Source organism: Streptomyces katrae (genome assembly GCF_002028425.1).
GTDB classification, from domain to species: domain Bacteria; phylum Actinomycetota; class Actinomycetes; order Streptomycetales; family Streptomycetaceae; genus Streptomyces; species Streptomyces katrae_A.
This window is the reverse complement of the sequence record NZ_CP020042.1, coordinates 2,749,238-2,768,543: the sequence shown is the minus strand read 5'-3', so window position 1 is coordinate 2,768,543 and position 19,306 is coordinate 2,749,238. Positions and strand designations below refer to the sequence as shown.

General features: G+C 71.2%; 17 protein-coding genes and 2 tRNA genes. 14 read left to right on the top strand and 5 right to left on the bottom strand.

All coding sequences use genetic code 11. The features are described from left to right. Positions 1-6: 6 nt before the first annotated feature. Positions 7-1,245 carry a GNAT family N-acetyltransferase gene (locus tag B4U46_RS12470; RefSeq protein ID WP_079426951.1) on the bottom strand — a complete coding sequence of 413 codons (1,239 nt, stop codon included), beginning with the start codon at positions 1,243-1,245 and terminating at the stop codon, positions 7-9. A gap of 117 nt (positions 1,246-1,362) precedes the next feature. On the opposite strand from B4U46_RS12470, the gene B4U46_RS12465 reads away from it, so the two are divergent. From B4U46_RS12465 to B4U46_RS12450, 4 genes are all read left to right on the top strand, one after another. Then, on the top strand, positions 1,363-2,508 hold the full coding sequence (locus B4U46_RS12465) for a PP2C family protein-serine/threonine phosphatase (protein WP_079426950.1): 1,146 nt from the start codon (positions 1,363-1,365) through the stop codon (positions 2,506-2,508). A gap of 127 nt (positions 2,509-2,635) precedes the next feature. Further along, complete coding sequence (locus B4U46_RS12460; RefSeq protein WP_079426948.1) at positions 2,636-4,024, top strand: pyridoxal phosphate-dependent decarboxylase family protein; 1,389 nt, start codon at positions 2,636-2,638, stop codon at positions 4,022-4,024. Next, a complete protein-coding gene (locus B4U46_RS12455; protein WP_079426946.1) occupies positions 4,021-4,476 on the top strand; it encodes an HD domain-containing protein in 456 nt (151 codons plus the stop codon). Before B4U46_RS12460 ends, B4U46_RS12455 begins: the two co-directional genes overlap by 4 nt. 188 nt (positions 4,477-4,664) lie before the next feature. Further along, a complete protein-coding gene (locus B4U46_RS12450) occupies positions 4,665-4,859 on the top strand; it encodes a hypothetical protein (RefSeq protein WP_079426944.1) in 195 nt (64 codons plus the stop codon). Between the two features lie 66 nt (positions 4,860-4,925). On the opposite strand, the gene B4U46_RS12445 is transcribed toward B4U46_RS12450, so the two are convergent. Then, a tRNA-Gly gene (locus tag B4U46_RS12445) sits at positions 4,926-4,996 on the bottom strand. A 179-nt stretch (positions 4,997-5,175) separates the two neighbouring features. On the opposite strand from B4U46_RS12445, the gene B4U46_RS12440 reads away from it, so the two are divergent. The 5 genes from B4U46_RS12440 to clpX all read left to right on the top strand — a co-directional run bounded on the left by B4U46_RS12440 (position 5,176) and on the right by clpX (position 9,893). Then, positions 5,176-5,252, top strand: a tRNA-Pro gene (locus B4U46_RS12440). Positions 5,253-5,418: 166 nt separating this feature from the next. Further along, positions 5,419-6,813, top strand: coding sequence for a trigger factor (tig, locus tag B4U46_RS12435; RefSeq protein WP_079426942.1), 1,395 nt, complete (start codon positions 5,419-5,421; stop codon positions 6,811-6,813). A gap of 276 nt (positions 6,814-7,089) precedes the next feature. Further along, on the top strand, positions 7,090-7,707 hold the full coding sequence (locus tag B4U46_RS12430) for an ATP-dependent Clp protease proteolytic subunit (protein ID WP_045947940.1): 618 nt from the start codon (positions 7,090-7,092) through the stop codon (positions 7,705-7,707). Positions 7,708-7,784: 77 nt separating this feature from the next. Then, on the top strand, positions 7,785-8,453 hold the full coding sequence (locus B4U46_RS12425) for an ATP-dependent Clp protease proteolytic subunit (RefSeq protein ID WP_079426940.1): 669 nt from the start codon (positions 7,785-7,787) through the stop codon (positions 8,451-8,453). Positions 8,454-8,606: 153 nt separating this feature from the next. Continuing rightward, entirely contained in the window at positions 8,607-9,893 is a 1,287-nt protein-coding gene (clpX, locus tag B4U46_RS12420) for an ATP-dependent Clp protease ATP-binding subunit ClpX (RefSeq protein ID WP_007264060.1), read from the top strand. Between the two features lie 73 nt (positions 9,894-9,966). On the opposite strand, the gene B4U46_RS12415 is transcribed toward clpX, so the two are convergent. Together B4U46_RS12415 and B4U46_RS12410 are read right to left on the bottom strand one after the other, a co-directional pair. After that, complete coding sequence (locus B4U46_RS12415; RefSeq protein WP_079426938.1) at positions 9,967-10,926, bottom strand: hypothetical protein; 960 nt, start codon at positions 10,924-10,926, stop codon at positions 9,967-9,969. Between the two features lie 93 nt (positions 10,927-11,019). Continuing rightward, positions 11,020-11,649 carry a hypothetical protein gene (locus B4U46_RS12410; RefSeq protein ID WP_079426936.1) on the bottom strand — a complete coding sequence of 210 codons (630 nt, stop codon included), beginning with the start codon at positions 11,647-11,649 and terminating at the stop codon, positions 11,020-11,022. Between the two features lie 98 nt (positions 11,650-11,747). Between B4U46_RS12410 and B4U46_RS12405 the strand changes: the two genes are divergently transcribed. Both B4U46_RS12405 and B4U46_RS12400 read left to right on the top strand, forming a co-directional pair. Beyond that, the gene (locus B4U46_RS12405; RefSeq protein ID WP_079426934.1) at positions 11,748-14,369 is read left to right on the top strand and encodes a valine--tRNA ligase; all 2,622 of its coding nucleotides are present in this window, start codon (positions 11,748-11,750) and stop codon (positions 14,367-14,369) included. A 159-nt stretch (positions 14,370-14,528) separates the two neighbouring features. Continuing rightward, positions 14,529-15,677, top strand: coding sequence for a sensor histidine kinase (locus B4U46_RS12400; RefSeq protein ID WP_079426932.1), 1,149 nt, complete (start codon positions 14,529-14,531; stop codon positions 15,675-15,677). Positions 15,678-15,719: 42 nt separating this feature from the next. Here the strand turns inward: B4U46_RS12400 and B4U46_RS12395 are convergent, their stop codons facing one another. Next, positions 15,720-16,769: a rod shape-determining protein gene (locus B4U46_RS12395; protein ID WP_079426930.1), complete on the bottom strand. Its 1,050-nt coding sequence runs from the start codon at positions 16,767-16,769 to the stop codon at positions 15,720-15,722. A gap of 118 nt (positions 16,770-16,887) precedes the next feature. Between B4U46_RS12395 and folC the strand changes: the two genes are divergently transcribed. The 3 genes from folC (at position 16,888) to ndk (ending at position 19,247) form a co-directional block, all read left to right on the top strand. Further along, positions 16,888-18,414 carry a bifunctional tetrahydrofolate synthase/dihydrofolate synthase gene (gene folC, locus B4U46_RS12390; RefSeq protein WP_079426928.1) on the top strand — a complete coding sequence of 509 codons (1,527 nt, stop codon included), beginning with the start codon at positions 16,888-16,890 and terminating at the stop codon, positions 18,412-18,414. Positions 18,415-18,421: 7 nt separating this feature from the next. Continuing rightward, positions 18,422-18,772: a DUF4233 domain-containing protein gene (locus B4U46_RS12385; protein ID WP_079426927.1), complete on the top strand. Its 351-nt coding sequence runs from the start codon at positions 18,422-18,424 to the stop codon at positions 18,770-18,772. A 64-nt stretch (positions 18,773-18,836) separates the two neighbouring features. Further along, entirely contained in the window at positions 18,837-19,247 is a 411-nt protein-coding gene (ndk, locus tag B4U46_RS12380; protein WP_079426925.1) for a nucleoside-diphosphate kinase, read from the top strand. The last annotated feature ends 59 nt before the right edge of the window (positions 19,248-19,306 follow it).

Sequence of the window (19,306 nt, the reverse complement as noted above, 5' to 3'; positions counted from 1 at the left end):
CGCGGACTAGAAGTTGTGCGGGAGCCACGGGGCGACATCCCCCGCGAAGGCCCGCGAGGCCTCCCGCAGGGCCCCCGGCCGCAGCTCCCGCACGCGCCCGGCCGCCGCGAGCGAGGCCCACGTGACCCCGCCCAGGTACACCGACCCCAGCTCCCGCGCGGACAGCGCCAGCTCCGCCGCGTCATCGCTGCGCACGCACCGCGCCCCGGAACCGTCCGCACCGGCCGTCAGCCGCCACCGCCCCGCGTTCCACGGGCAGAACGCGTCCTCGACCTCCATCACCACGTCCACCGCGGCCCCGTACCCCCGTGCCCGGAGCGCCCCCGGCAGATCCACCACCCGCAGGTACAGCGCGTCCCGCTGCTGCGCCCGGACCCGCCGCACGTCGTTGACCAGGTGCAGCAGCGGATCGTCCACCGGCCGCCGGAAGGCCCGTACGTGCCAGGTCAGGTCGATCTCGAACAGGTAGCGCCACAGCGCCGCGTACGCCGCCGGGTCCACCGCGTCCACCTCGCCGACCAGCACCTTGCCGTCCGACCCGGCAGGCTCCCAGTCCGGCCGCACCCGGTAGCGCGCGTACCCGACGACGACCCCGGCCGCGTCCTCCGCCACCACGCACTTCAGCGGCGACGCCCCCTCCCGGCGCGACTCCGGGTCGAGCAGCCCCTGCCGCTCCCACCCCGGCTGCCGGGCGGGCATCCCCGGCCGGCCCGCGACCAGCGCCGCGTACACCCGCTCGCAGTCGTCCAGCGCCTTCAGCGGGTCCACGAGCCGCAGCCGCACCTCGTCCGTCCCCGGCGGCGCGTTCAGCCGTACGCGGGTCGTGTCGATGTCCACCAGCAGGTCGTAGGCCGCCACGCCGTAGCCGAAGCGCCCGTAGATCTCCGGTTCCGAGGCCGTCAGCACGGCGACCGGTTCGCCACCCGCCCGGACGTCGTCCAGCTGGCGGCGCATCATCGAGGTCAGCACGCCCCGCCTGCGGTGCGTCGGCGCCACACCGACCATCGTCACGCCCGCCGCCGGGACCACCGCCCCGCCCGGCACCGACAGCCGGAAGCCGAACGACCCGGCCGAGCCGACGCAGGTCCCGCCGTCCCAGACGCCCAGCGAACGGTCGAGCTCCGTCAGGGACCGGTAGAGCGTCCGCTCCTCAGGGGATTCCGGCACGCCACCGAACGCCAGTTCCAGATGGTCGTACCAGACATCCCACTCGTCAGCCTGCAATACGCGCGTATCAAGAGCCATAGGGCCATCCCTACCAGGGCAATACGGCCCGGTCGATCTGTTTTCGGGCATCCGCGGGCCAGGGGTACGGGGGTACCCCTGCGCGCACACGGCCATGATGGATAGGGTCCCGATGCAATGGCCGGAGCACGCGTGGAGACGCTCAGGGCCCGGGCGCGCATGCTGTCGCACCGGGTCCGCACAGCCCTGCGCAAATCCGCCGTCGACTACTTCCGCGGGGACGCGAGCGACTGGCTGGCCTTCGCGGGCCTGCTGCTCACCGTCCCCGCCATCGCCTGCGGCACCCTGCTGATGCCCGTCTGGTTCTCGCCGTCGGCCCTCGTCCTGCCCATCGTGGCGGGCGGGCTGCTGCTGCGGCCCGCCAGCCTGCTCGGGCTCTACGCCGCGTCCGCGACCGCCCTGATCGTCGAGGCCCTGGTCCTCGGCCCGTACACCCAGGGGCCCGCCCGGGTCACCCCCGGAACCGTCCTGGTCGTCGCCGCCTGCGGCTTCTTCGGCCTGATCATCGCCCAGTTCCGCAGCCGCGTCGGAGTGCCGTGGAGGCGCGGCGGCACCATGCTGTTCGACCTGCGCGAACGCATCCGGGTGCAGAGCAAGCTCCCCGCCCTGCCACCGTCCTGGCACCGCGAGATGGCCTTGCGGCCGGCCGGCGGCCAGTCCTTCTCCGGCGACTTCGTCGTCGCCGCCCGCACCAACGGCGGGCGCACCCTGGAGGTCGTCCTCACCGACGTCTCCGGCAAGGGCATGGAAGCCGGCTCCCGGGCCCTCCTCCTCTCCGGTGCCTTCGGCGGGCTCCTCGGCGCCCTCCCGCCCCAGGACTTCCTCCCCGCCGCCAACGGCTACCTCCTCCGCCAGGACTGGGACGAGGGCTTCGCCACCTCCATCCACCTCGTCCTGGACCTGGAGACCGGCGACTACGAACTCCTCTCCGCCGGCCACCTCCCCGCCCTCCAGCTCTCCGCCGGCACGGGCCGCTGGCAGGAGAAGTCCGGCGAAGGCCCCCTCCTGGGCGTCTACGACGGCGCGGAGTTCGAACCTGCGCGCGGCAACCTGCGGCCCGGCGACGTCCTGATGCTCTTCACCGACGGCCTGGTCGAGACCGCGGACCGCGAGATCAGCGAGGGCATCGACCGCCTGACGGGCGAGGCCGACCGGTACGTCGCCGCCGGGTGGGAGGGCGCGGCGTGGCACCTGATCGAAAAGGTCGCGAAGGACGTCAACGACGACCGGGCCCTCCTCCTGATCCGCCGCGCCGCCTTTTGACGCGCGGCCCGGGGCGCAACCCCAGGGGTCTTCAGCCGAGGGGCTGCGCGCAGCGGTACGGCCGGACCCGGCCACTGCGTGGCGATTGGCACGTCCGCCCCGCCCCCGCCAGGGCTACCGTCCGCCCATGGACGCCACCCTCGCCGCCGACCTCGCCCGCCTCCCCGCCCTCCTGGACGCCACCCGCCGCGCCGCCGTCGAAGCCCTGGGCGCTCTGGAGGCGCGGCCCGTCGTGCCCCCGCAGGACGGGCCGCCCGAGCCCCGCCCGCTCCCCGCGCACGGCACCGGCGCCACCGCCGCCCTCGACGACTTCCGGGCCCGCTGGGAGCCCCGGTTCTCGGCCTCCGCCGGCCCCCGCTACCTCGGCTTCGTCACCGGCGGCGCCACCCCCGCCGCCCTCGCGGGGGACTGGCTCACCGCCGTCCACGACCAGAACTCCAACTCCTCCCTCGACCCCGCCGGCCAGCACCTCGAACGCGAGACCGTCTCCTGGCTGCGCGAGCTCTTCGGGCTGGGCGCCGCCCACACCGGCACCTTCGTCAGCGGAGCCACTCAGTCCAACACCGTCGGCCTCGCCATCGCCCGCGAGTGGCTCGGCGAGCGCCTCGGGGTCTCCCCGGCCCAGGACGGCGTCGCCGCGCTCGGCCCCGTCCGCGTCCTGTCCGGCGCCCCGCACTCCTCCATCGCCAAGGCCCTCTCCGTCCTCGGCCTCGGCCGCGCCGCCCTCGTCCCGGTGCCCACCCTCCCCGGCCGCGAGGCCGTCGACCCCGCCGCCCTGGACCGCGCCCTCGCCGACATCCCCGGCCCGGCCGTCGTCGTCGCCAACGCGGGCACCGTCAACACCGTCGACTTCGACGACCTGCGGGCCGTCGCCGCGCTCAAGGACCGCCACGACTTCTGGCTGCACACCGACGCCGCCTTCGGCGCCTTCGCGGCCCTCTCCCCGGAGCACGCCCACCTCACCGCGGGCCTCGACGCCTCCGACTCCGTCTGCGTCGACCTGCACAAGTGGCTCAACGTCCCCTACGACAGCGCCGTCCAGTTCACCCGCCGCCGCGACCTCCAGGCCCGCGTCTTCGCCAACGCCGCCGCCTACCTCGGCCCCCTGGGCGCCGACCCCGACCTGGTCCACCTCACCCCGGAGAACTCCCACCGGCTGCGGGCCCTGGCCGCCTGGTTCACCCTGCGCGCCTACGGCCGCGAGGGCCACCGCGAGATCGTCGAACGGGACACCGCCTGCGCCCGCGCCCTCGGCGAGCTCCTCGGCCGGGACCCGGCCCTGCGGCTGCTCGCCCCCGTCCGGCTCAACGTCGTCTGCTTCACCCTCGCCGAGGACCCCACCCCCGAACGCCTGGCCGCCTTCCGCGAGGCCGTCGCCGCCGAGGTCTTCGTGACCCCCACCGTCCTCGGGGGAACCCCCGGCCTGCGCGCCGCGTTCTCCAACTGGCGTACGACACCCGCCGACGTGCGCCGGACCGCCGAAGCCCTGTGCACGGCAGCGAAGGAGACCGCATGACCGACCGCTCCCTCACCCTCGCCGAGGTCGAGGCCCTGGCCCGCTCCGCGCACGAGGGCCAGACCGACAAGGCCGGCCGCCCCTACGCCGAGCACCTCGCGGCCGTGGCCGAGGGCGTCCGCCTGCGCGGCGGCAGCCCGGCCCAGCAGGCCGCCGCCTGGCTGCACGACTCCGTCGAGGACGACGCGCTCAGCCCCGCGCAGCTCGCGGCCGCCGCCCTCCCCCAGGAGGTCAAGGACATGGTCCTGGCGCTGACGAAGCGCCCTGGAGAACCGGTCGAGGAGTACACGGCCCGCATCCTCGCCACCCCCGGCGCCGTCCTCGTCAAGGAGGCCGACCTCGCGCACAACGCGGACCCCGTACGCCTCTCCGTGCTGGACGCGCCCACCCGTGACCGGCTGACCGCCAAGTACGCCCGCGTCCGCTCGCTCCTCGGCATCACCGCCCCCTGACCCCCGCCCCGAGCTCCCCCTCGCGCCCGAAATGTGCCCGGTTCGTGTCCGCTTGGCGGGAAAGGCGTGTTGTCGATTCGTCACGGCGCGGATAGGAGGGCCCGGTTGGTGGGAGGATGGTCCATGTGGGGGTGTGCACGGGCGTGACCCCCGGGCCGGCCAGGGGACGACCGAAGGTGTGATCAGAAGTGGCCATTTCGCTGTCAGTGGTGGTTCTGTTGGCGATCATCCTGGTGATCCTGATCCGCGGCAAGCACATGAAGGCGGGACCGGCGATCGTCGCCGTCCTCTTCGGCTTCTTCCTGGCGTCCAGCTCCATCGCCCCGGACGTCAACCGCTTCCTGAACTCCCTCGCGGACACCATCGCCGGCATCAAGCTCTGAGGGTCACCGACAACGCGTCAGGGCCGGGTCGAGGAGGTTTCCTCGACCCGGCCCTGAGCCGTTGAGAGCGGGTGACGGGAATCGAACCCGCGTAGCTAGTTTGGAAGACTAGGGCTCTACCATTGAGCTACACCCGCAGTACGCGCGCCGCAGGTCCGTGGGACCGCGGCACGGACAGCATCCTAGCGGGTCGCGCGGGGGGAGTGCACACCGCTTTCGGGCGCCGTGTCGCCGCAGGCGCCGCGCGCGCGTGCGCCCGGCGGGAAACCGGGGGCGCCGGAGCGTCTTCGGGCATGTACCCTACGTGTCGCACCGACGGGGTGTGGCGCAGCTTGGTAGCGCGTCCGCTTTGGGAGCGGAAGGTCGTCGGTTCGAATCCGGCCACCCCGACCACCAGCAGGGTCCCCACGGAGATCGCGTTGTGGGCTGATTGCCGCTTGCGGTTACTATGCAAGCTGCGTGCCCGTGTGTCTGATGTACCGGGCCGAATCCGTCGAGGCCGCTGAATCGCAGCGTTCCGGCAGAACCCCCAAGCAGTCAGCCACAAGGAGACCGAACCGTGAAGAGCGCCGTGGAGACCCTGAACCCGACTCGGGTTCGGCTCACTGTCGAGGTGCCCTTCGAGGAGCTCAAGGACAGCCTCGACGCGGCGTACAAGAAGATCAACCAGCAGGTCACGGTGAAGGGCTTCCGCAAGGGCAAGATCCCTGCCCGGGTCATCGACCAGCGCTTCGGCCGCGGTGCGGTGCTGGAGGAGGCCGTCAACGACGCCCTCCCGAAGTTCTACACCGAGGCCGTCAACGAGGCCGACCTGAACCCGCTGGGCCAGCCCGAGGTCGACATCACCGAGCTGAAGGACGGCGAGCTGCTGGCCTTCACCGCCGAGGTGGACGTCCGCCCCGAGATCGAGATCCCGGACTACTCCGGCATCGAGGTCGAGGTCGACGCGGTCGAGGTCTCGGACGAGGACGTCGAGAAGTCGGTCGAGCAGCTGCGCAGCCGCTTCGCGTCCACCAAGGACGTCGAGCGCGCCGCCGCCGAGGGTGACGTCGTCACCATCGACCTCGAGGCCAAGGTCGACGGCGAGGTCCTGGCGGACGGTGTCGCCACCGACGTCTCCTACACCATCGGCTCGGGCGAGCTCCTCGACGGCATCGACGAGGCCGTCAAGGGCCTCGAGGCCGGCGGCGAGGCCACCTTCACCTCGCAGCTGAAGGGCGGCTCCGCCGAGGGCAAGGACGCCGAGGTCACCGTCAAGGTCACCAAGGTCTCCGCCCGCGAGCTGCCGGAGCTGGACGACGAGTTCGCCCAGATGGCGAGCGAGTTCGACACCCTCGACGAGCTCAAGGCGGACAGCCGCAAGCGCCTCGAGAACATGAAGCAGTACGACCAGGCCACCCAGGCCCAGGAGCGCGTGCTGGAGAAGTTCCTCGAGCTCGCCGAGATCCCCGTCCCGGAGAAGCTGCTCGCGGACGAGGTCCAGACCCGCAAGCACAACCTGGAGCACCACCAGCTCGGCCAGATGGGCCTGAACCTCGAGAAGTTCCTCGAGATCCAGGGCAAGACGGTCGAGGAGTTCGACGCCGAGACCCGCGAGCAGGCCGTCAAGGGCATCAAGACCCAGTTCCTGCTGGACGCCCTGGTCAACAAGGAGAAGCTGGGCGTCAACCAGGAGGAGCTCACCGAGCACCTCATGCGCCGCGCGCAGTCCTCGGGCATGTCCCCCGACCAGTTCGCCCAGGCCGTCGTCGAGGGCGGCCAGGTCCCGATGCTCGTCGGCGAGGTCGCCCGCGGCAAGGCCCTCGCGGTCGTCGTCGAGGCCGCCAAGGTCGTCGACACCAAGGGTGAGGTCATCGACCTGTCCGACGACGAGGACGAGGTCGAGACGGCCGCCGAGGTCGTCGAGGCCGCCGTCGAGGGTGACGACGAGGCGAAGGCCGAAGAGGCCAAGTAACACCCCGGGCGAAGCCCGCTGAGCAGTGCCGTGAAGGGCCCGGACGCAGCCGCGTCCGGGCCCTTCCGCATGGCTCGGGAAAGGCCCCGGGACCTTGCGCTCCGAGCGAACAGTTCGGGAAGCGGGATGGCGTTGTCCGACCTGCGCGTTAGGGTCCATGAATACGAGGGCACGGGAGTACCCGGAGCCGGCGGGGCATCGCACCACCGCCCGGTCCGCGCCCCAGAACGAGACGCTGAGACGGCATGTGGCCGTCGGAGACGAGCAGGTGGATACGTGACGAATCTGAAGCCTTACGCCGCGGGTGAGCCGTCCATCGGTGGCGGCCTCGGCGACCATGTCTACAACCGGCTGCTCGGCGAGCGCATCATCTTCCTCGGCCAGCAGGTCGACGACGAGATCGCCAACAAGATCACGGCGCAGCTCCTTCTCCTGGCCGCGGACCCGGACAAGGACATCTACCTGTACATCAACAGCCCCGGTGGCTCCGTGACGGCCGGCATGGCGATCTACGACACCATGCAGTACATCCCGAACGACGTCATCACCATCGGCATGGGCATGGCCGCCTCCATGGGCCAGTTCCTGCTGACCGGCGGTACCCCGGGCAAGCGCTTCGCGCTCCCGAACACCGACATCCTGATGCACCAGGGCTCCGCCGGCATCGGCGGCACCGCGTCGGACATCAAGATCCAGGCCCAGTACCTGCTGCGCACCAAGCAGCGCATGGCCGAGATCACCGCGCACCACTCGGGCCAGACCGTGGAGGCCATCATCCGCGACGGCGACCGCGACCGCTGGTTCACGGCGGAGGAGGCCAAGGAGTACGGCCTCATCGACGAGATCATCTCCGCCGCGTCCCTGGTCCCGGGCGGTGGCGGCACCGGGGCCTGATCCCCGGCCCCGGCGTACGGACCGCCGTGCGCCCGCCCGCCCGTCCAGGCACCCACAGCCCGCTGAACGCCACCAGGATGGTGAACACCCAGATGCAGAACAACTTCTCCGCGAGCGGCCTCTACTCCGGCCCGCAGGTGGACAACCGCTACGTCGTCCCGCGCTTCGTCGAGCGCACCTCGCAGGGCGTGCGCGAGTACGACCCGTACGCGAAGCTCTTCGAGGAGCGCGTGATCTTCCTCGGCGTGCAGATCGACGACGCCTCCGCCAACGACGTCATGGCCCAGCTGCTGTGCCTGGAGTCGATGGACCCGGACCGCGACATCTCGATCTACATCAACAGCCCCGGCGGCTCCTTCACGGCGCTGACGGCCATCTACGACACGATGCAGTTCGTGAAGCCCGACATCCAGACGGTCTGCATGGGCCAGGCGGCCTCCGCCGCCGCGGTCCTGCTCGCCGCCGGTACCCCGGGCAAGCGCATGGCCCTCCCGAACGCCCGCGTGCTGATCCACCAGCCGTCGGGCGGCACCGGCCGCGAGCAGCTCTCCGACCTGGAGATCGCGGCCAACGAGATCCTGCGCATGCGCGACCAGCTGGAGAGCATGCTGGCCAAGCACTCGACCACGCCGATCGAGAAGATCCGCGACGACATCGAGCGCGACAAGATCCTCACGGCCGAGGACGCGCTGGCCTACGGTCTGATCGACCAGATCGTCTCGACCCGCAAGATGAACGCGGCCTGATCCTTGCCGCCAGTTGGCGCGGCCGCACCGCAGGATTCTGCGCTGTGAACCGCGTCAAGGGGGCCCCGTACGGGGCCCCCGGCAAGGTACCGTCGGATATGAGGCACCAGGAGCGCTGAACCAAGCGTCTCCCAGGCGAAGGGGAAGCACCTCGTGGCACGCATCGGTGACGGCGGCGACCTGCTCAAGTGCTCGTTCTGCGGGAAGAGCCAGAAGCAGGTGAAGAAGCTCATCGCAGGACCCGGTGTGTACATCTGCGACGAGTGCATCGACCTCTGCAACGAGATCATCGAAGAGGAACTCGCGGAGACCTCCGAGGTCCGGTGGGAAGAACTCCCCAAGCCCCGTGAGATCTACGAGTTCCTGGAGAGCTACGTCGTCGGCCAGGAGCCGGCGAAGAAGGCGCTCTCGGTAGCGGTGTACAACCACTACAAGCGCGTCCAGGCCGGCGAGAACGGCGGCGCGCAGGGCCGTGACGACGCGATCGAGCTCGCGAAGTCCAACATCCTGCTGCTGGGCCCCACGGGCTCGGGCAAGACCCTGCTGGCCCAGACCCTGGCCCGCATGCTGAACGTCCCGTTCGCCATCGCCGACGCCACCGCCCTGACGGAGGCCGGCTACGTGGGCGAGGACGTCGAGAACATCCTGCTCAAGCTGATCCAGGCGGCCGACTACGACGTCAAGAAGGCCGAGACCGGGATCATCTACATCGACGAGATCGACAAGGTCGCCCGCAAGAGCGAGAACCCGTCGATCACGCGCGACGTCTCGGGCGAGGGCGTGCAGCAGGCCCTGTTGAAGATCCTGGAAGGCACGACCGCCTCGGTCCCGCCGCAGGGCGGCCGCAAGCACCCGCACCAGGAGTTCATCCAGATCGACACGACGAACGTGCTCTTCATCGTGGGCGGCGCCTTCGCCGGCCTGGAGAAGATCATCGAGTCGCGGGCGGGCGCCAAGGGCATCGGCTTCGGGGCGACGATCCGCTCGAAGCGGGAGATCGAGGCGAGCGACCAGTTCCAGGAGGTCATGCCGGAGGACCTGGTGAAGTTCGGGATGATCCCCGAGTTCATCGGCCGTCTCCCCGTCATCACCTCGGTCCACAACCTGGACCGCGAGGCGCTCCTCCAGATCCTGGTCGAGCCGCGCAACGCCCTCGTCAAGCAGTACCAGCGCCTGTTCGAACTCGACGGCGTGGAACTGGACTTCGAGCGCGAGGCCCTGGAGGCCATCGCCGACCAGGCCATCCTCCGCCAGACCGGCGCGCGCGGCCTGCGCGCCATCATGGAGGAGGTCCTGATGTCGGTGATGTACGAGGTCCCGTCCCGCAAGGACGTGGCCCGCGTGGTCATCACGGCGGACGTGGTCCGCTCCAACGTCAACCCGACCCTGGTCCCCCGCATCGTCCCGAAGGACCAGGGCCCGCACGAGAAGTCGGCGTAGCCGTCTGGTTGTTGCACGCGGAAGGGGCGCCCCGGACATCCGGGGCGCCCCTTCTGGTCGTGTGCCGCCGCGGTTACTTCTTGACGCGGGCGGTGTTGTAGAGCTTCGCGGCGAAGTCCGCGTTCTGCTCCAGCGTGTAGCCCGGCTTGCCGGTGAGGAGGGATCCCACGTCGGTGGACATGACCGTGGCCGCGGTGCTGTAGTCGGCCCAGATGCAGAGCGGGACCGTCATCTCCTTGGGACCCTTGGTGGAGGGGTCCTTCGAGGTGGCCTTGAGCTCCTGGCACTTCATGACGGCGCCCTTGAACCCGGCGGGGGTCATCTTCTTCGGGCTGCCGATGAGCTGGACTTCGGACTTGTTGTCCTTGGAGAGCCGCAGCTTGGCCGCTGCGAACTGCCCGTCGACGGTCTTCTCGGGGTCGGCGATGTCGCCGTAGAAACCGCTGAAGGTGATGCCCTTGAACGTGAGCGGGTTCTTCTGGTCGCCGGACACGTAGTCCATGCCCACCTGGGTGGGGTTCTTGATGCCCGCGGCCTCGACCTGCTGCTTGTCCTCCGGGCTGAGCTCCTTCGCCTTGTACTTCGGGTCCTTCTGGAACTCACCGACGGCCTCCGGCGCGACCAGCTTGTAGCCCTTCGTCGCGTCCGAGACCGAGCCGCCCGAGCCGCCGCCCAGGAACCACCAGCCGGCGCCGCCGATGACGGCCACGACCGCGATGACCGCGATGACCGGGCCCGCCTTCGACTTCTTCGGGGGTGCCGGCGGGGGCATGTAGCCCTGCTGCGGGGGCTGCTGGTAGCCGTAGGCGGGCTGCGGGGGCTGCTGCGGGTAGCCGCCCTGCTGGGGGAAGGCCGGCGGCGGGGGCGGCGGGGTCTGCTGGGGGTAGGCCGGCGGCGGGGTCTGCTGGGGGTAGCCGTAGCCCGGCTGCGGGGCGGGCTGGCCGTACGGGTTCGGCGGCGGCGGGGGCTGCTGACCGTAGGGGCCCGGCTGCTGCGGCTGCTGGCCGTACGGCCCTGGCTGGTTGTAACTCATCCCGAGTCCCCCTGTGAGGTTTCCTTATCCGTTTCACACATCCTTGCGGAAGGCCTGTTCGGCCGGGGCATCGGGGTCCGGGCCGTTACCGAACTACGACCCGGCCGGTACTTCCATCGCCGCCCGCAGCGCACGCGTCTGCGCGGCCAGCGCGTCGAACGCGACCGGCTTGTTCTCGACGGGGACCGTGACCGTCACCAGGGAGCTGTGGTCGGCCCACATGCACATCGTCAGCGGACCCGCCCCGGTCGTCAGGGTGCCGCACTGCATCGCCCCGCCCGCCGGGGTGCCGGAGTCCTGCGGGGCGGCCCCGTCGACGCCCATGTCGTGGAGGCCGCGGACGAGCACGTGCCCGGGGTCGTCGTCCGTGAAGGTTCCCGACGCGCCGCTCACCACCAGCTGTGCCGTCCCCGTCTGGTCGGCGTAGACGACGGCCACCGGCACGGTGCCCTCCTTGGGGGTGCCCTGCCCCTGCTTGATCGCGTCCACCCGCGGCCCGGACTCCTGCAGGGCCAGTCCCTGGAAGGAGGCCGGCGGGACCAGCCGGTACCGGCCGGCGTCCTCGGGGCCGGCGAGGGCCGCGTTCACGGCCCAACGGCCTGCGAAGGCCGCCGCGGCGAGGGCCAGTACCGTCCCGGCCGCACCGATGAAGCGCTTGCGCTTGCGCTGCGCGGGCGACACGGGCTGGTAGGGGAAAGGGGCGGGCGGGGTGATCTCGTTCATGGGCGCATGAGACGTCCCCGGACCGGCCGAGGTCAACGGGAGCTCCTGCGGTGGAACGGATTCGTGACGCGGGCGGGGCCCGCCGTATCCTGTGCCCCGTGACCGAGAACACGCAGACACCCAGTGCCCCCAACTCCGAACTGCCGACCCAGTACGCGCCGGCCGAGGTAGAGGGGAAGCTCTACGAGCGCTGGGTAGAGCGCGGTTACTTCGAGGCCGACGCGAAGAGCGACAAGCCCGCGTACACCATCGTCATCCCGCCGCCGAACGTCACGGGCAGCCTGCACCTGGGCCACGCCTTCGAGCACACCCTCATCGACGCCCTCACCCGCCGCAAGCGCATGCAGGGCTTCGAGACCCTGTGGCAGCCCGGCATGGACCACGCCGGCATCGCCACCCAGAACGTGGTCGAGCGCGAGCTCGCCAAGGAGGGCAAGTCCCGCCACGACTTGGGCCGTGAGGCCTTCGTCGACCGGGTCTGGCAGTGGAAGGGCGAGTCCGGCGGCCAGATCTCCGGCCAGATGCGCCGCCTCGGCGACGGCGTCGACTGGTCCCGCGAGCGCTTCACGATGGACGAGGGCCTGTCCCAGGCCGTCCAGACCATCTTCAAGCGGCTCTACGACGACGAGCTGATCTACCGCGCCGAGCGCATCATCAACTGGTGCCCGCGCTGCCTCACCGCGATCTCCGACATCGAGGTCGAGTACCAGGACGACGACGGCGAGCTCGTCTCGATCCGCTACGGCGAGGGCGAGGACTCCCTGGTCGTCGCGACCACCCGCGCCGAGACGATGCTCGGCGACACCGCCGTGGCCGTCCACCCGGACGATGAGCGCTACAAGCACCTCGTCGGCCGTGAGATCAAGCTGCCGCTGACCGACCGCTCCATCCCGGTCGTCGCCGACACGCACGTCGACCCGGAGTTCGGCACCGGCGCCGTCAAGGTGACCCCGGCGCACGACCCGAACGACTTCGAGATCGGCCAGCGCCACAACCTGCCCAACCTCGCCGTCATGGACGAGCGCGCGGTCATCACCGCGCACGGCCCCTTCCAGGGCCTGGACCGCCTGGAGGCCCGTTCCGCCATCGTCGCCGCGCTGCGCGCCGAGGGCCGGATCGTCGCCGAGAAGCGTCCGTACGTCCACTCCGTGGGCCACTGCTCGCGCTGCAAGACCACCATCGAGCCGCGCCTGTCGATGCAGTGGTGGGTCAAGGTCGGCCCGCTCGCCAAGGCCGCCGGTGACGCGGTCCGCGACGGCAAGGTCAAGATCCACCCGCAGGAGATGGAGAAGCGGTACTTCGACTGGGTCGACAACCTCCACGACTGGTGCATCTCGCGCCAGCTGTGGTGGGGCCACCGCATCCCGGTCTGGTACGGCCCGGGCGGCGAGATCGTCTGCGTCGGCCCGGACGAGCAGCCGCCGGCCGGCGAGGGCTGGCACCAGGACACCGACGTGCTCGACACGTGGTTCTCCTCGGGCCTGTGGCCCTTCTCCACCCTCGGCTGGCCGCAGCAGACCGAGAGCCTGGCGAAGTTCTACCCGAACTCCGTCCTGGTCACCGGCTACGACATCCTCTTCTTCTGGGTCGCCCGGATGATGATGTTCGGCCTGTACGCGATGGACGGCACCCCGCCGTTCCACACCATCGCCCTGCACGGCATGGTCCGCGACCAGTTCGGCAAGAAGATGTCGAAGTCCTTCGGCAACGCGGTGAACCCGCTGGACTGGATGGACACCTACGGCTCCGACGCGGTCCGCTTCACGCTGGCCCGCGGCGCTAACCCGGGCGTCGACGTCCCGATCGGCGAGGACTGGGTCCAGGCCTCCCGCAACTTCGCCAACAAGATCTGGAACGCGACCCGTTTCGCACTGATGAACGGCGCCACCATCGAGGGCGAGCTGCCGGCCCCCGAGCGGATGTCGGCGACCGACCGGTGGATCCTGTCGCAGCTGAACAAGACCGTGGCCGAGGTCGACGCCTTCTACGAGGACTACCAGTTCTCGAAGCTGTCGGACTCCCTCTACCACTTCGCGTGGGACGAGGTCTTCAGCTGGTACGTCGAGCTGTCGAAGACGACGTTCTTCGCGGGCGGCGAGCAGGCGCAGGTCTCCGGCCGCGTCCTCGGCGAGGTCCTGGACGTCATGCTGCGGCTGCTGCACCCGGTGGTCCCGTTCGTCACCGAGACCCTGTGGACCACGCTGACCGGCGGCGAGTCCCTGGTGATCGCCGACTGGCCCGCCGACAGCGGATTCCGCGACGAGGCGGCCGAGGCCGAGATCGAACTGGTCAAGGCGGTCGTCACTGAGGTCCGCCGGTTCCGCAAGGAGCAGGGCCTGCAGGACGGCCAGAAGGTCCCGGCCCGCCTGGACCTGGGCGGTACGCCGCTGGCCGCGCACGAGGGTGCCATCCGCCAGCTGCTGCGCCTCCAGCCGGAGGGCGAGGGCTTCAGCGCCACCGCCACCCTGCCGGTCGCCGGCGCCACGGTGGCCCTCGACCTCTCGGGCACCATCGACGTGGCCGCCGAGCGGGGGCGCCTCTCCAAGGACCTCGGCGCCGCCGAGAAGGAGAAGCAGCAGGCCGAGGCGAAGCTCGGGAACGAGGCCTTCCTGGCCAAGGCCCCCGACCACGTCGTGGACAAGATCAAGGGCCGCCTGGCCAAGGCCGAGGCGGACATCGCCCGCATCCAGGCCCAGCTGGACGCCCTGCCCGCCGCCTAGCGGTCGGCGACGGAACACAGTGGAAGGCCCCCGCCCGCCCGGTGGGGGCCTTTCGCGCGTCCGGGCGGGGACGTACGGCCCTACCCGGAGTGCCGTTTATCACGTGATATGTCCAAATGGCTGAGCCGATCCCCGGGGCGGACCACGCATGATGGGGGCATGCACCTGTTGCCCTCCGACTCGGCGCTGCACCGGGCCGTGGCCTCCGGGCGCCGGCTCGCCGATGGCTGGGGCGCCTCGCCCCGGGCGCAGGACGTCGTCACGGCGCTGAGCTGCCTGGGCCTGATGGCGCTGGACCTGCCGGGTCTGGCCGCCGCCGACAACTCGCTCAACGGGTGGCAGGCCGCCTTCGTGCTCACCGCCGGCTGCGCGACCCTGCTGGTGCGGCGCCGGGTGCCCTGGGCGGCGTACGTCACCGCCCTGCTGTTCATCGGCTGGCTGCACGAGCTGACCCTGATCCAGTTCGCCCTCTACTCCGTCGGCCGCTACCGGGGCCGGCGGGCCGCGGTCCTGGCCACCACCGGTTACGTGGCCTTCGCGCTCGCCGTGTTCTGCCTGCCGGGCTGGCCCGAGCCGAAGGCGGAGACCCTCAGCTCCTTCCTCAGCCTGGTCGTGCCCATCGGGGTGCTCGCCTCCGCCGTCGGGATCGCCGCCTACCGGCACGACCTGGTGCGGGAGCTGGAGGCCCGGCGTGCCGAGGCGGCCGTGCTGCACGCCGTCGAGCAGGAGCGGACCTCCGTCGCCCGTGACGTCCACGACTTCGTCGGGCGGGAGCTGACCCTGCTGACGGTGCGCTCCGAGGTGCTGTCCATGCGGGCGCGCGAGACCCCGTACGCGAAGGACTTCGAGGAGCTGTCCGACACGGCCCGGCGGGCCCACCTGGTGCTGAACGAGATCATCGTGCAGCGGGGCGAGCGGGCCGCGACCCCGGGCGTGGAGGGGCTGGCGGCGCTGGCGGAGGAGAGCGGGCGGGCCGGCTCGCCGGTCCGGCTGACGATGGACCCCCAGGCGTACGCGCTCTCGCCGCTGCGGCAGGCGGCGGTCTACCGGGTGGTCCAGGAGTGCCTCACGAACGCGGCCAAGCACGCGCAGGGCGAGACCATCGAGGTGTCGGTCCGTGCGGACGGCCCGCACCTGAGGATCGCCGTCAGCAACGGCCTCCCGGACCGCGCCCCCGGCCGGGCGCCCGTCTCGGCCGGCTCGGGCACGGCCAGCATGGCCGAGCGCGTCCGCAGCCTGGGCGGGAACCTGACGGCGCGGCGCGGCGAGGACACGTACGAGGTCGTCGCGACCCTGCCGCGCGGCTGACCCACACCGGGGCCCCGGCCTCCGCCGAGGCCCCCGGCCCCGTCAGGCCTTCGCCGGGGACAGCAACGCCCCCAGGGTGTCCAGGTCCTCCACGCAGCGCCCCGACCCGAGGGCCACGCAGTCCAGGGGCGCGTCGGCGACGAACACCGGGATGCCGGTGGCGGAGGCCATCCGCAGGTCCAGGCCGGGCAGCAGCGCACCGCCGCCGGTGAGGACGATGCCGTGCTCCATGACGTCCCCCGACAGCTCGGGCGGGCACTCCTCCAGGGTGGCGCGGACGGCGGCGATGATCGCCTCGACCGGCTCGTCCAGCGCGGCCCGTACGTCGGCCGCGGTCAGCTCCAGGGTCTTGGGCATGCCGCCGACCCGCTCCCGGCCGCGCACCGTGAAGGTGCGGGTCTCCAGCTCCGGACGCTCGGGGACGGGCCAGGCCGAGCCGATGGCGACCTTGACGTCCTCGGCGGTGCGCTCGCCGATGAGCAGGGAGTGCTCCTTGCGCACGTGGTCCGTGATCGCGGCGTCGAGCCGGTCCCCGCCGATCCGCAGGGACTGCGAGGTGACGATCCCGCCCAGGGAGATGACGGCCACCTCCGAGGTGCCGCCGCCGATGTCCACGACCATCGAGCCGCGCGCCTCGGCCACCGGCAGCCCGGCGCCGATCGCGGCCGCCATGGGCTCCTCGATCAGGTGGACGCTGCGGGCGCCGGCCCGGGTGGAGGCGTGCACGATGGCCCGCCGTTCGACCGGAGTGACCCCGGACGGTACGCAGATCACCATCCGGGTGCGGGGGCGCCGGCCCGGGACCGCCTTGCGGACGAAGTGCCGGATCATCTCCTCGGCGGCCTCGTAGTCGCAGATCACCCCGTCCTTGAGGGGGCGGATCGCGGTGATGGAGCCCGGGGTGCGGCCGATGGTCTCCTTGGCCTCCGAGCCCACGGCGAGCGCGGTGGTCGTGCCCGCCTTGACCGCGACCACGGACGGCTCATTGAGGACGATCCCGTGTCCGCGGGCGTAGACCAGGGTGTTCGCGGTCCCCAGGTCTATGCCTATGTCACGGCTGGAGGCGGTCGTGTCGGTACTGGCCTGCGGCATTTGTTCCCCAATCTCCCGTCCGCAAGGCTTGCATAACGATCCGGTCGCTTTCGCCGCCGAAGGTCCCGAAACGGCCGGGCCGAAAGTCCCTGGGGCCCGCGTCCGTAGACTGGGGGCTGTGAGTGAGCAGCAGCCCGAGGGCCAGGACCGCGACCGCGACGGCACGTTCGACGAGTTCGACCAGATAGTGGCGGAAGAAGCCGACCGAGACCCCGACCTGGCGGTGATCGAGGCCGGCAGCCGCACCCTGCGCGCCCAGGCCGGCCCGCCCACGGGCGACCCCGTGCCCGCCCGCCCCGAGGACCCCGAGGTGGCCAAGGCGCTGCTGGAGGTGGAGCAGGAGCTCTCCACCCGCTGGGGCGAGACCAAGCTGGACCCCTCCGTCAGCCGCATCGAGGCGCTGATGGACGTCCTGGGCCAGCCCCAGCGCGCCTACCCGACCATCCACGTCACCGGTACGAACGGCAAGACCAGCACGGCCCGCATGATCGAGGCCCTGCTGAACGCCTTCGAGCTCCGCACCGGCCGCTACACCAGCCCGCACGTCCAGTCCGTCACCGAGCGGATCAGCCTGGACGGGGCGCCGATCAGCGCCGAGCGCTTCATCGAGACCTACCACGACATCAAGCCGTACGTGGAGATGGTCGACGCCGCCGAGGACTTCCGGCTGTCCTTCTTCGAGGTCCTCACGGGCATGGCGTACGCGGCCTTCGCGGACGCGCCCGTGGACGCGGCCGTGATCGAGGTCGGCATGGGCGGCACCTGGGACGCCACCAACGTGATCGACGCCTCGGTCGCGGTGATCACCCCGATCAGCCTGGACCACACGGACCGGCTGGGCTCCACGCCCGGCGAGATCGCCCAGGAGAAGGGCGGCGTCATCAAGCAGGACGCCACCGTGATCCTGGCGCAGCAGCCGGTGGACGCCGCGCAGGTGCTGCTGAAGCGGGCCGTCGAGGTCGACGCGACCGTGGCCCGCGAGGGCATGGAGTTCGGCGTGGTCTCCCGCGAGGTGGCGGTCGGCGGCCAGATGCTCACCCTGCGCGGGATGGGCGGCGAGTACGACAACATCTTCCTGCCGCTGTACGGCGCCCACATGGCGCACAACGCGGCGGTCGCGCTGGCCGCCGTCGAGGCCTTCTTCGGCGTCGGCGGGCAGCAGGCGCGCCAGCTGGACGCGGACACGGTGCGGCAGGCCTTCGCCTCGGTGACCTCGCCGGGCCGCATGGAGGTCGTGCGCCGCAGCCCGACGGTGATCCTGGACGCCGCGCACAACCCGGCGGGGGCGCAGGTCACCGCGGAGGCCGTGACCGAGGCCTTCGGCTTCAGCCGGCTGATCGGTGTGGTGGCGGCGAGCGAGGGCAAGGACGTCAAGGGCGTCTTCGAGGCCTTCGAGCCGATCTTCGCGGAGGTCGTGGTCACCGAGAACACCAGCCACCGGGCGATGGGCGCGGACGAGCTGGCCGCCATCGCGGTCGAGGTCTTCGGCCCCGACCGGGTGCAGGTGGAGCCGCGGCTGGACGACGCCCTGGAGGCGGCCGTCACCCTGGCGGAGGAAGAGGCCGAATACGGAGGGGCCGGAGTCCTCGTGACCGGTTCCGTGATCACGGTGGGCGAGGCGCGCCTGCTGTTCAAGAGGGGCTGAGGGATCGATGCGCACGCTCTGCGCGAGCACGCTGATCGGTGAATTCTTCGTCGTCGGCTTCGCGGGCCTGGTGGCCATGAAGAACCCTGACCTGACCCAGACCGCGGTGTGGACGGTCTGCGGCGTGACGATGCTGCTGTCGGTGCTGCTGTGCGGGATGCTGTCGCGCCGCGGCGCGGTGGAGCTCGGCTGGGCGCTGCAGATCGGCCTGATCGCGAGCGGGTTCGTGGTCCCGACGATGTTCTTCCTGGGCGCGGTCTTCGCGGCCCTGTGGTGGTGCTCGGTGCACTACGGCCGGCGGATCGACGCCATCAAGGCGAGCTGGGCCGCCCGTCAGGCCGAGGCTGACGCTGCGTGACGGGTCCCCTTAACGGCCCTGTAGATTCGCCCTACCGCACCCGTATGCCGCAAGGAGTTGGAACATGACCCAGCGCACGCTCGTCATCCTCAAGCCGGACGCCGTCCGCCGTGGCCTGATCGGCGAGATCATCGGCCGTATCGAGCGGAAGGCCGGCTGGACGATTCCGGCGCTGGAGCTGCGCACGCTGGACCAGGAGACCCTGGAGGCCCACTACGGCGAGCACAAGGGCAAGCCCTTCTACGAGCCCCTGATGGGCTTCATGTCGAGCGGCCCGGTCGTCGTCCTCGTGGTGGAAGGGGAACGTGTGATCGAGGGTGTCCGCCAGCTGGCCGGACCCACCGACCCGATCGCCGCCGCGCCCGGCTCCATCCGGGGCGACTTCGGCTCCATCACCCGGGAGAACCTGATCCACGCCTCGGATTCCGAGGAGTCCGCGGAGCGCGAGCTGAAGCTGTTCTTCCCCGCTCTCTGACCCGTCGCGGGCATTCCTTTCTGACGCGACATCAGCCGAATAGCGCTCACGACCTGGGG

Bases quoted from the DNA above. Each gene is read 5' to 3' on its own strand.
- B4U46_RS12425 (WP_079426940.1), top strand. From the start codon at position 7,785: ATGGTGAACACCCAGATGCAGAACAACTTCTCCGCGAGCGGCCTCTAC.
- B4U46_RS12415 (WP_079426938.1), bottom strand. From the start codon at position 10,926: ATGAGTTACAACCAGCCAGGGCCGTACGGCCAGCAGCCGCAGCAGCCG.
- B4U46_RS12465 (WP_079426950.1), top strand. From the start codon at position 1,363: ATGGCCGGAGCACGCGTGGAGACGCTCAGGGCCCGGGCGCGCATGCTG.
- ndk (WP_079426925.1), top strand. From the start codon at position 18,837: ATGACCCAGCGCACGCTCGTCATCCTCAAGCCGGACGCCGTCCGCCGT.
- B4U46_RS12410 (WP_079426936.1), bottom strand. From the start codon at position 11,649: ATGAACGAGATCACCCCGCCCGCCCCTTTCCCCTACCAGCCCGTGTCG.
- B4U46_RS12455 (WP_079426946.1), top strand. From the start codon at position 4,021: ATGACCGACCGCTCCCTCACCCTCGCCGAGGTCGAGGCCCTGGCCCGC.
- B4U46_RS12400 (WP_079426932.1), top strand. From the start codon at position 14,529: ATGCACCTGTTGCCCTCCGACTCGGCGCTGCACCGGGCCGTGGCCTCC.
- B4U46_RS12460 (WP_079426948.1), top strand. From the start codon at position 2,636: ATGGACGCCACCCTCGCCGCCGACCTCGCCCGCCTCCCCGCCCTCCTG.
- B4U46_RS12395 (WP_079426930.1), bottom strand. From the start codon at position 16,769: ATGCCGCAGGCCAGTACCGACACGACCGCCTCCAGCCGTGACATAGGC.
- B4U46_RS12385 (WP_079426927.1), top strand. From the start codon at position 18,422: ATGCGCACGCTCTGCGCGAGCACGCTGATCGGTGAATTCTTCGTCGTC.
- B4U46_RS12470 (WP_079426951.1), bottom strand. From the start codon at position 1,245: ATGGCTCTTGATACGCGCGTATTGCAGGCTGACGAGTGGGATGTCTGG.